This window comes from Yinghuangia sp. YIM S09857 (assembly GCF_051388915.1).
GTDB lineage: Bacteria > Actinomycetota > Actinomycetes > Streptomycetales > Streptomycetaceae > Yinghuangia.
In genome coordinates this window covers 118,296-129,459 of the sequence record NZ_JBPKBH010000002.1, presented here as the reverse complement: position 1 = coordinate 129,459, position 11,164 = coordinate 118,296, and the positions used below count along the sequence as shown (strand labels likewise).

Below are 11,164 nucleotides of genomic sequence, written 5' to 3'. Positions count from 1 at the left end.
CCGCGCCCGCGGTCGGGCCCGGACGGGACGCCGCGAACCTCAGATGCCGCTCCTCAGGTGCCGGCGCCGACCCTCAGGCGCCGATCAGCGCCAGCGACGCCCACAGCGCCGTCACCGACAGCGCCAGCCCGGCGGGCACCGTCAGCAGACCCAGCTGCGTGAACTCGCCCAACCCCGCCTCCGCCCCCTGCTCCCGCACGATCCGGCGCCACAGCAGCGTCGCCAGCGACCCCGCGTACGTCAGGTTCGGCCCGATGTTCACCCCGAGCAGCACCGCCAGCACCGCCCCCGGACCGATCGCCGCGGCCGGCGGCAGCATCACCAGCACCGCGGGCAGGTTGTTGACCAGGTTCGCCAGCACCGCCGCCACCCCCGCGATCGCCAGCAGCGCCGGCAGCCCCGTCCCGTGCGGCACCACATGCCCGAGCGCCTCCGCCAGGCCGTTGTCCACCACCGCCCGGACCACCAGCCCCAACCCCAGCACGAACGCCAGGAACGGCAGCGCCGCGGCTTGGACCAGTGCCCGCGGCGTCGTCCGACGGCGCAGCAGCGCCCGTACCGCCAACACCGCCGCACCGGCCGCCGCCGCCCACGCCGGGTCCACGTCCACCGCCGACGCCACCAGGAACCCCGCCAGCGTGCCCAGCACCGTCACCAGCGCGAACACCGGCACCGCCGGAGCGTCCAGCCGCGGCGGCGCCTCCGCACCGGCCGCGAGGTCGGCCCGGAAGAACCGCCGGAACACCGCGTACTCCACGGCGATCGCCACCAGCCACGGCAGCAGCATCAGCGCCGCGAAACGGAAGAAGCTCAGCCCGCTCACCGAGAACGCGAGCAGGTTCGTCAGATTCGACACCGGCAGCAGCAGCGACGCCGTGTTCGACAAGTGCGCGCACGCGAACACGTGCGGACGCGCCCGCACCCCAACCCGAGCCGCCGTCGCGAACACCACCGGCGTCAGCAGCACGATCGTCGCGTCGAGACTCAGCACCGCCGTGATCAGCGACGCCAGCACGAACACCTGGACCAGCAGCCCCTGCGAACGCCCCGCCGCCGCACGGGCCATCCACACACCGCACGCCTGGAACAACCCGTCCTCGTCGCACAGCCGCGCCAGCACCAGCACCGCCGCGAGAAACCCGATCACCGGCCCGAGGCGCTCCGCCTCCTCCCGCGCCGCCTCCAACGACACCGCCCCCGTCACCACCACGATCCCCGCCGCCGGAACCGCCACCGCCGCCTCCGGCAACCCGCGCGGCCGGACCACCGCGCAGCCGAGGACCGCCAGGAGCAGGACGACGGAGAGCACTTCCGCGGATGCGGTGTTCAGGAGCAGGGCCTTTCGGGACTCGGCAGCCGGCCGGAACCGGGTCGCCCGGACCGCGGGCTCCGGACCGCGGGCTCCGGACCGCGGGCTGCGGGCTGTGGGCTCAGGGCCCCGAGGGGATCCGTGGGACGCCGGGAGAGGGACCGGGTCGGGAGTGTCCGGGGCTGCGGTGGGGCGATGGGACGGCACGCGATGCTACGCAGCCGCGGGACAGCCGGAGCGGCCGACCCTGCGGGGGTTGGTGCGCGGGCGGGCGGGACGAGGACGGAACAGGCGGGGAAGGACAGAGCGACGACGGGACGGGTGGGGACTGACGGGACGTGCGGGAGCGTACGGCGAAGATCCCGAACCCCCCACGCGCAAGCCAATTTCGGCCCGGCCCCGGCGCGCAGCGGACAGCGGGACCCTGTGAACCGCGATGGACCGCGATTGGACCGCGGTGCGTGACGGCCGGCCTTCGCGGGCAGGGGCCGGTAGCGGACGCCGCGCTGCGCCGCGCCCCGCCTCTGCGGCCCGGGTCCCGACTCCGCCCCGGATGCGCGCACCCGAGCCCACTCGACACGCGGTCCCACTCGCCCGGTCCTGGAGGTCCCCCCGTGGATCTGAACGCCGTCACCGACGAGTTGTACGCCCTCACCCCCGGCGAATTCACCGCCGCCCGCAACGCCCGCGCCGCCGAAGCCGTCCACGCCGGGGACCGCCCGCTCGGCGAGCGCATCAGGGCCCTGCCCAAACCCACCCTCGCCGCGTGGGCCAGCAACCTGCTCGTACGCACCCGCCCCGATGAGACCGGCCCGCTGCTCGAACTCGGCGAGGCACTGCGCGAGGCGTACCGCAACGTCGACGGCGCCCAACTGCGCACCCTGTCCGCACGCCGGAACCAGGTCACCGCCGCACTCGCCCGCGAGGCCCGGCAGCTCGCCGCCGCCGCCGGACAACCGATCGGCGACCAGGCGCAGCAGGAGGTCCAGGACACCCTGCACGCCGCCCTCGCGGACGCGGACGCCGCGCAGGCGTGGGCGTCGGGACAACTGTCCCGGCCGTTGGAGGCGGCGGGATTTCCGGCGATCGATCCGTCGGCGGCGAAGGGGCGGGCGCCGCGTACGGGCGGGGCTGGTGCCGGCGCGTCCTCGCCCCGGGGCATTCGCAGCGACCAGGCGGACCAGGCCGGGGGCACGGCCGACGGGGCGGGCCCGGCACGAGGCTGCGGTTCGGGTCGCAAGCGTCAGGCCGCCCCCGGGACAGCGTCCCCTGACACCGCAGCCGACCTCGACAGCGCCCGGGCACGCCGCGAGCAACGGGCCCGCGCCGAGAGCGCCCGGCAGGCACTGCGCGAGGCCGAGCAGGCGTGCCAGGCCGCCGAGAGGTCGCGCACCGGACACCAGGAACGCCTCGACCGCGCCACCGCCCACCAGGAACGTGCGGCCCGCCGCGCCGCCGACCTTGCCGCCCGGCTCACCACCGCACAGGACGAGCTCCACGACGCGGAGGCGTCCGTACGCGACGCACGCGCGGACCTCAAGGCCGCGGAACGTACGGTGCGCGAGGCGGAGACCCGGGTGCGACGGGCACGCCGGGAGTCCGAGTCCGCGGACCGCCGGGCTTCGGGGAGCGACGGGGGCAAGGCCGGGAAGGCCGGAAAGTCCGGGGACGCCTGATGGGCAGTCCGACACAGGGCGCGGCGTCCCGCTCGGCGTCCGCGGCGCCGACCCGCACGCCCAGCTCCGTCCGAAGCCCCTGACAAAGCTCCTGCCGAAGATCCGCCCGAACACACGCCCGAACATCCGTACGGACAACATGTCGGATCGCTGTCCAAAGGGACCGTCCACGACCCGCGGATCCGGCCGCACCAAGCCCGCCGCACCGAGCCCGGGAATGCCCGCGCCCATGCCGTGGTTGCAACGGGTGGTCGGTGGGACCGGTGTCCCCGGGTCTCACCTATTGCCACCGAGGAATACCGTTCGGCTGGAGCCTCGGCGTGCCTTTCGCCGCGAGGCGACCCGCCCACCGGCCGCGAGAAGGGCCCCGCTTCGGCAGGGCCCTTCTCGGCGTTTGCACCCCACCAGACCGAGCCCCCGGTGCCGCGCCCGGGCGGCCCCCACACCGACGCTCGCATCCGCGGCGGAGACGGCCCAGGAACGGCCGAGCGGCGCACCCCGCTGACGGGGCGTCAGCCAGTGGCGTAGCGTCCCCGGACATGGACTACGTCGGCTGGGTCGTGCTCGCCCGCGGAGACTCCGAGCTGCGCCGGGCTCCCGCAGTCTCGGCTTTCGGGGGAGCGGTGGGCGGCGAACGCGTGTTCGGGGACTGGCGCGAGCTCCGCATCTCCGACACCGGGACGGGCGACGCCGACGTCTGCGCGCTGGCCCGTACGACCGGCGCGCCCGCCCTCGCCGTCTACGTCGTCGACGGCCTGTGCGCGATCGGCGAGGGCGCGACCCCGGACGACGGCGACCCCTTCGACGTCGTCTTCGGCGAGGAACGCGCCACCGAGCAGTACGCCGCGGCCCTCCCCGACGACTACCGCCGCGCCGACGCCGTCGCGGCCGTCACCGCCTGGGCCGCCCAAGCCGACCTGGCCGCAGCCCCCGACGCCATCGACCGCGCACTCGCCCACGGCGGCCTCGACGACCTCTACCGGGCCCTCGGCCTGACCACCCGCGCACCAGCGCACTAAGGTCGTGCTTCACATTCCCTCCGAGCCCGCGGGCCGCGGCACGCTCCGGGCCCTGAGTGCCCTCCCAAGCCAAACCCAAGCCAAACCCAGGCCGAGCCGCGGGCCGCGGCCTTGCGAGCGCACGCACCACGCCCGCGGGCCACCCGACAGAACTTGGAAAACACTCCCTGGGGTGCCGCCGTCCGTTCGGTCGTCATCCGCTCCGCGCCAGACCGGGCCGGTGCCCGGCGCCACCAGGCCGTCCGCTTGGATGACCCCCGTGACCGTGTTCGATGTGATCCGCCGTCTGCCCGACCCCACCGCGCTCCGGGACCGCTCGCGAGCGCTGGCGATGCTGGACGCGATCATGAGCCCGGACGACTGGGTGTCGCGGTACTACTCCTTCGACACCCGATGGGCTCCGGGCGAGGACATGGCGTCCATGCGCAACGGCAGCGGCAACGACTACTTCATCGTCTTCTCCGCCGCCGGGACGTACGCGCGCGGCTGGGACCACGAGTCGCCGATGCACAGGACCCCCGGGCCCTGGCCGGGCGTCCTGGACTCCGTCCCGCCGAGCCTGGCCGCACACGTCACCGAGCCCGCGTTCTGCCACCCGGACGGATCCCCGCAGGCCACCGTGTGCTTCTGGCGCGAGACGCACGACGACGCGTGGCGCTGCGGCGACGTGGCGCCGACCCCAGACGGCCGCGAGCCGGCCGACGGCGCGGACCGGCTCTTCCGCCTGCTCGTCGACACGACCCCGCAGGCGTACCGGGAGTTCGCCGAGGACTACTACGAGACCGCGGTCGACCTCGACGCCGTACGCCGCGTCTGCGCCCTGGAGCCGCTCACCGGGGACCTGGTGGCGCTCCTCAACCCCGACGCCGAACTCCGCGACGTCGCGGACGACCAGGCCCAGATCGGCTACCCCTGACACCCTCCGGTCGTCTCGGTTGCCGCTCCGGCCTCCGCCGCCACCGCCGCTTTCGCCGAGAGCGCGCTCATCCGCGCCCTCCCGAGAAGACCGACCGACGTCGTCGATCCTGTTGCCGGGGCGCCCGCGCGGCGCCCGCCGCGGGTCGGCCCGGGGACGGACGACGTACGGCTGACACCGCGGCCCCCCGCGGGCTGCCTCGGACTGACAGGCGCGCCGGGGTGCCCGGGGCGGCGCGCGTGGCGTCACACGGTCGCGCCGCCGCCGTCCGACTGGCGGGCCCAACGCGGGGGAGAGGCGAGTGCGGCGCGTACCGCCGCCTGGGTCGGGCGGCCGACGGTCTCCGGCACGTCCTCCACCGCCATGCCGAACACGTGCGCCCACACGCGGCGCCAGCCCAGGCGGCGGGCCGCCCGCGCGGAGGCGCGCCGCTCCGCCGAACGCGCGCGCCGTACGACCTCGGCACGGGCCGCGTCCTCGTCGTCCAGCCACGCCGGGCGGGTGCGCAGCAGCTCCTCGACGTACGCCGCCGACCACCGCCCGCTGCGGGGGCGCAGCGACGCCACCAGCTCCGCGTCCAGGCCGAACAGCTCGGCCACGGCCTCGTCGGACAGCCGTGCCACCGCGCGGGCGGCGTCCTTGAGCACGGCGTCGGCGCGGTCGCGCGCCTGCTGCCACACGAGCTCCTGTTCGCGCGCCCACATCGCCGAAACGCGCTCAAGCTCCTGGTCGCCGCGCAGCAACAGCAGCCAGCCGGGCGGCACCTGGGCCAGTTCCTCCAGCGTCGCGCGGGCGATGTAGCCGTGCAGCGCCGGGGTGTGCTCCGCCACCCGCGTCGCGGGGACGCCGAGGCGCGCGGCGACCTCCTGGGGCTTGGCCAGACAGGGGAGTACGCGCAGCGCGGGGCCGGTCGCCTCCTCGGCCAGTTGCGCGAGCTCGGCGGGGCGCAGGCGGGCCTGTCCGACGAGTTCGGCGAGCGCGCGGGCGCGGGTGTCGTCGCGGAACCGGCGCAGCCGGGGTGGGATGCGTCCGTGGGCGGCGCCGAGGGCGACGGCCCACAGCACCGTCTCGACCGGGTCGCCCATCGCGCCGGGGCGGCGGGTGGCGAGCAACTGCCGGGCGTGCTGGGCGCGTTCGCGGTTGTGCGCGCGGGTGCGGGCGGCCTTGGCGGCGGCCTGCGAACGCGCCACGGTCGCGGCGGCGGCCCGCAGTTCGATGTCCGCGACGACGTGGGGGAGAAGGGCGTCGACGTCGGCCGTCCGGAAGTAGCAGACCTCCAGGTCGCGGCCGTTGCGACGCAGCCACTGGCGTTCCACTACGGGGAGTTCGGCGGTGCGGGCGACGCGGTTGAAGCGCTCGCGGCTGATGTGCAGGCGCGCGGCCGCGCGACGGGCGCTCAGCGGCTCCTCGCGGTGCAGGGCGTCCAGGAATCGTCGTTGGTCGGCGGCGGCCCTGGCGACGCAGTCCGCGTCGAACGTGCCGTCCTCGTGCTGGTCCAGCAGCCCCGCCCGCGCGGCCAGCCGTACCTGGCGGGGGACCAGCCCCAACGCCTGTCCGACCCGTGCGGCGCCCATTCCTCGTCGGGTCACGGCCGGCCCCTTCCCTCGGGTGACACCGATCGGGCCGACGATAGAACGGGCGGGGTCCCCGGGGTAGGCGAAGGCGGGAAATCCGCCCGAAAGTGCCAGCCGTGGGGGCCGGTCCGGGGTTGTCCCGGATAGCCCGGTTGCGAGGGCCGCACCGCAGGTCGGAGCGTTGCGGGGCGGAAACGACCGGGTACGGAGAGCGAAGAACGGGGGTGCGGGGGAGGGAAGTTGGGCGGGCCGGGCGGGGGCTTGCGGGAGTGGGTGCGGGGGAGTGAGGGGTGGGGGCGTTCGGGTCGGTGGATTGCGCATGCCGAATGCAACTGTGCGGTTTGTGTGGTCGGAGGCGACTCGGGGTAGTCGCACGCGAGTTCGCGGGCCGGGCGGTTCGTCGCCATGATGCACCGGGGGTGTGGCTTCTCACCGGGTGTGGCTTCTCCTGGCCGACCGGCATCCCGCGAACGACGCGGACGTCGGCATGATGCTGCGGGCGATGTTCCCGGAAGTCGGTGCACTCGACCCGCCGTCGTTCGAGAGCCCGGTCCGGTACTGCAACTGCTGGTGTTCTTCGACCAGCGGACGGTTGCGGCGGAGAACGCGGGCTGACGTTTCCGTTAACCTCCGGCCATGCGCCTCAGGGCCCTCGGCTACTGGCGATCGAGCGACTGTCCGCAGTTCCCGGAGCCGACGGACCTGGTCGACACGTCGTGGGACGAGGACGAGCGGGCCCTGGTGGTCGACTACCTGGACCGGGGCCAGATCGGTCGTCGTTTCATGGGCATCTCACGCTGCCGCATTTGCGGCGCCGCAAACGGTAGTGACGAGCGGACGGACGGCGAGTTCATCTGGCCGGTGGGGCTTGCTCATTACGTCGAGGAGCACGGGGTCCGGCTGCCGGACGCGTTCGTGGCCCACGTTGTGCTCCGCAGCGAGGAGTTGGACTGCGCGTCCGTTGATCGCACCTGGTGGGTCGGGTAGACCGCGGAGGGCTGAGGCGTAGTCGCGACATCGGGCGGAGGAGGCCTTCACTCGCGCTACTTGACATAATGTGCATTATCGGCGAACCGTGGAAGTGGCTGTTCGGCGCCGAAAGGGGCTGATCTGCAAGGCGGTTCCTGCGGTGTGCGTCGTCGCGGGGTTTGCGGCCGCGTGATCTTGCGGGGCCTCGGTGGGTGGCACGTCTGGACGAGTAGTCATCTGCGCGGGGCGGGCGGTTCGCGTACGGCGACGCCGCGCGCCGCGCTTGCTGCGCACGAAGCCGTACGCACGCACCGGCCCGGCAACGACGGCCAACCGTTCGAACTCAGCGAGACCCTGCCCACGTCCAACTACGTCCACTCGTTCGGCTGACTCGGCCACAGGCCGGGCACTCCCACGCCGCTCTGCATGTTGCCTGGTCGCAGGGACCCGGAAGACCGTTATATTGCGCCCGCTCCGCCCCGCCCGCGCTCCCGCCCTTGCCGCACCCAACCACCACCCCCCTCCACGTCCCAAACACCCACCCCTCTCCCCGCAACGATCTTGATACGGTCCCCACCATCTGACGCGAATTGCCGACGTGCGCATTCCGTCGCCGCGTGGCATCGTGGACGAACACCCCCTCCCCAGGGGGTTCTTCGCGCTCCCCCGAACCATGTCGTGTAATGAGGATTACACGACATGGTTGCCCTGTCCGGGAGTTGCCCCGCACGCCACCGCATTTGCCGCTCCCACCACGGTCGTTCGGCAGTCCCGTCTCCGCGTCCGCGCTCCGCGCTGTGATTGGCTTCTCCGCATGGGTGCCCCTCCTCGGGACGTGCCGGACGCGTCCCCTTCCCCACCTCCGTTCGACCCCGAGCTGGCCGCGGTCCTGGCCGCCCTCGACCCCGACGCCCGCCGGCCCGTCACCCCCGACACCATCGAGGCCCTCCAACGCCGCGACGCCACCGCCCGCCCCAGGCCCACGGCCGAAGCCCTCCGCGCCGACGGCCTCTTCGACGTGACGGAGCTGCGCGTACCCGGCCCTCATGGCGCGCCCGACGTCACCCTCGTCAGCGCCCGCCCGCACAGGCCACCGGCCCCCTCCCCCTGCTCTACTACCTGCACGGCGGCGCGATGATCATGGGGAACGCCTGGTCCGTGCTCCCCTGCATCCTGCGCGACTGGGCCCTCCCCCTCGGCCTCGCCGTCGTCTCCGTCGAATACCGCCTCGCCCCGCAGGCCCGCTACCCCAGCCAGATCGAGGACTGCCACGCCGGACTCGCGTGGACGTACGCCCACGCCTCCGACCTCGGCGTCGACCCGCGGCGCATCGTCCTCGGCGGCAAGAGCGCGGGCGGCGGACTCGCCGCGTCCCTCGCTCTGTTCACCCGCGACCGCGGCGGCCCCGCACCGGCGGGGCAGCTGCTCCTGTCCCCCATGCTCGACGACCGCGTCGCAACGTTCTCCGCCCGCCAGATGTCCGGCATCGACCTGGGCGACCTCACGTCCTACGCAACCGCCTGGCAGGCCCTCCTCGGCGACGGCGACGGCGAAGGAGGCCACGACACCCCGGATGTGCCGCCGTACGCCGCCCCCGCCCGCGCCACGGACCTCACCCGCCTCCCCCCGGCCTACATCGAGGTCGGCTCGGCCGAGATGTTCCGCGACGAGTGCGTGGCGTACGCCGACGCCATCTGGCGGGCCGGGGGCAACGCCGAACTCCACGTATGGCCCGGCGCCTTCCACGGCTTCGACACGCTCGCCCCCGGTGCCGTCCTCACCCACACGGCCCGCGAGACCCGCACCCGATGGCTGCGCCGCACCCTGCACACGCCCCCGTCCCCCTCGCAGTGACGGGGGCGGACGCACCGCCCGCCTCCGCGCGGCAGCCCCGCGACCTCGCGGCCTCGCGGCCTTGCCCGCCGGGACGGCGCAGCGGCGGCCGCCCCAGCGGCTCTTCACCTCAACAGCCCCCAACCCGACGTGCGTCGACTCACGTCGTTAGCCGAGGTGTTGAACTCAGCGGCGACGGCGAGCCACGTGCCCCTCGGGTGGCGGAGGACCTGCCCGCGGCGGGGCCGGGCTGTCCGGGAGGGCCCCGGAGCCGTGGCGTGGGGACGTGTCGCGGGCGGCGTCGGCGTAGCGGGTGGCCAGCTGTGCGCAGGCGTCCTTGAGATCGCGGGGGCCGACGACCTCGATGTCGGTGTCGAAGCGGCCGACGGCGGCAGCGAGGCCGGTCCACGACCAGGAGCCGAGAAGGAGCCGGCAGCGGTCGGTGCCGAGTGCTTCGACGATGCCGTCCGGGACGAAGGGCGCGACGGCGGTGGCGGGGAGGCCGAGGATGACCTCGCCTTGGCACGGCCAGTCGGTGCGGGTGCCCTCGTTGCCGCGGAATCGGCCGGTGATGAAGGCGGAGACGTCACCGCCGGGGATGTCGCGTGGGGTGAAGGGAGGGCCGGTGGGGGTTCGGGGGTGGATCCGTTCGGCGCGAAAGGCTCGCCAGTCCTCGCGGTCCAGGTCCCAGGCCAGGAGGTACCAGTGGCCGCGCCATGTGATCAGGTGGTGGGGTTGTGTCCGGCGGGGGTTCCCGCCGGTGGCGGCGGGGTCGTGCCCGTAGTCGAAGCGGAGCTCCGCGCGGGTGTGGATGGCGTTGCTCAGCTCCACGAGTGTCTGGGAGCTGGGCGCCGCGGCGTTGTCGTTTCCAGGCGGGCGTACGGCTGTGACGCGGAGCAGGTCGATCCGGTTGCGCAGGCGTGGGGGCATGACCTGGCGGACGGTGGCCAGGGCGCGTCGTGCGTCATCGCCGATCGTGGTGCTGGTGGCGGCGGCTTGCAGAGCGAGGGCCAGGGCGACGGCCTGGTCGTCGTCGAACAGCAGTGGGGGCAGGTGGGAGCCGGCGTCCAGGCGGTAGCCGCCGGCGGGTCCTTTGAAGGTCAGGATCGGGTATCCGAGTTCCCGTAGCCGGTCGATGTCGCGGCGCACCGTGCGCGGGGTGACGTCGAGTCGCGCGGCGAGGTCGTCGCCGGACCAGTCACGACGGGCCTGGAGCAGGGAGAGCAGCGCGAGCAGCCGCGAGGACGTTTTCTGCACGTCCGCCATTGTGCCGAAAGTAGAGGACGCAACCTGTCCGCTACTTCTGTGATGGTGAGGACACGGTCACCGAGGGGACGTCGCTCCAGGTCCCGGTGGCCGCGCCGAGCACGGATCCCCCGGCCGGCGCACATCCGAACGAAGGCGAGGAGCAGCTCATGGCTGTCACGACCACCACCCATCTGAACTTCCGGGGCGCCGCGCGTGAGGCGCTGGACTTCTACCGGTCGGTGTTCGGCGGGCGCACGGTCGCGGTCACCTACAAGGACGCCGGGAGCGTGCAGGACGAGGGTGAGGCGGACTGGGTGATGTGGGGCGAGGTCGTCGCGGACAACGGGTTCCATGTCATGGCCTACGACGTGCCCTCCCATCTGGCCTGGGACCAGGGCGACAACCCGTTCTTCGTGTCCGTGCGCGGCGACGACGCCGACGAGATCAGCGCGCTGTGGCGGAAGTTGTCGGAGGGCTCGACGGTGGTGCGTCCTCTGGAGGCCGCGCCGTGGGCGCCGCTGTACGGCATGCTCACCGACCGCTTCGGCGTGACCTGGGTCCTGGACGTCACAGGGCCCTACAACGGCTGACCCCGCTGCTCTGGGCGCGCAGACGCGCGG

9 protein-coding genes and 1 pseudogene are annotated in these 11,164 nt (G+C 74.0%); 7 read left to right on the top strand and 3 right to left on the bottom strand.

Going from position 1 to position 11,164, the window contains the following annotated elements:
- Window positions 1–73: 73 nt before the first annotated feature.
- A complete protein-coding gene (locus tag ACRX5S_RS03725; RefSeq protein ID WP_436771704.1) occupies window positions 74–1,330 on the bottom strand; it encodes an SLC13 family permease in 1,257 nt (418 codons plus the stop codon).
- A gap of 593 nt (window positions 1,331–1,923) precedes the next feature.
- Here ACRX5S_RS03725 and ACRX5S_RS03720 point away from each other — a divergent pair.
- The 3 genes from ACRX5S_RS03720 (at window position 1,924) to ACRX5S_RS03710 (ending at window position 4,920) form a co-directional block, all read left to right on the top strand.
- Window positions 1,924–2,985: a hypothetical protein gene (locus ACRX5S_RS03720; RefSeq protein ID WP_436771265.1), complete on the top strand. Its 1,062-nt coding sequence runs from the start codon at window positions 1,924–1,926 to the stop codon at window positions 2,983–2,985.
- Window positions 2,986–3,524: 539 nt separating this feature from the next.
- A complete protein-coding gene (locus ACRX5S_RS03715; protein WP_436771264.1) occupies window positions 3,525–4,004 on the top strand; it encodes a hypothetical protein in 480 nt (159 codons plus the stop codon).
- Between the two features lie 250 nt (window positions 4,005–4,254).
- Window positions 4,255–4,920, top strand: coding sequence for a hypothetical protein (locus tag ACRX5S_RS03710; RefSeq protein ID WP_436771263.1), 666 nt, complete (start codon window positions 4,255–4,257; stop codon window positions 4,918–4,920).
- A 245-nt stretch (window positions 4,921–5,165) separates the two neighbouring features.
- Here the strand turns inward: ACRX5S_RS03710 and ACRX5S_RS03705 are convergent, their stop codons facing one another.
- Window positions 5,166–6,509: a hypothetical protein gene (locus tag ACRX5S_RS03705; protein WP_436771262.1), complete on the bottom strand. Its 1,344-nt coding sequence runs from the start codon at window positions 6,507–6,509 to the stop codon at window positions 5,166–5,168.
- 621 nt (window positions 6,510–7,130) lie between these two features.
- Here ACRX5S_RS03705 and ACRX5S_RS03700 point away from each other — a divergent pair.
- From ACRX5S_RS03700 to ACRX5S_RS03690, 3 genes and pseudogenes are all read left to right on the top strand, one after another.
- Complete coding sequence (locus ACRX5S_RS03700) at window positions 7,131–7,481, top strand: hypothetical protein (protein WP_436771261.1); 351 nt, start codon at window positions 7,131–7,133, stop codon at window positions 7,479–7,481.
- Between the two features lie 171 nt (window positions 7,482–7,652).
- Window positions 7,653–7,853: a hypothetical protein gene (locus ACRX5S_RS03695; RefSeq protein WP_436771260.1), complete on the top strand. Its 201-nt coding sequence runs from the start codon at window positions 7,653–7,655 to the stop codon at window positions 7,851–7,853.
- A gap of 424 nt (window positions 7,854–8,277) precedes the next feature.
- A pseudogene (locus ACRX5S_RS03690) lies at window positions 8,278–9,317 on the top strand (alpha/beta hydrolase).
- A gap of 165 nt (window positions 9,318–9,482) precedes the next feature.
- On the opposite strand, the gene ACRX5S_RS03685 reads toward ACRX5S_RS03690, so the two are convergent.
- Complete coding sequence (locus ACRX5S_RS03685) at window positions 9,483–10,553, bottom strand: helix-turn-helix transcriptional regulator (protein ID WP_436771259.1); 1,071 nt, start codon at window positions 10,551–10,553, stop codon at window positions 9,483–9,485.
- 158 nt (window positions 10,554–10,711) lie between these two features.
- Between ACRX5S_RS03685 and ACRX5S_RS03680 the strand changes: the two genes are divergently transcribed.
- Window positions 10,712–11,134, top strand: coding sequence for a VOC family protein (locus tag ACRX5S_RS03680; protein WP_436771258.1), 423 nt, complete (start codon window positions 10,712–10,714; stop codon window positions 11,132–11,134).
- Window positions 11,135–11,164 lie beyond the last annotated feature (30 nt).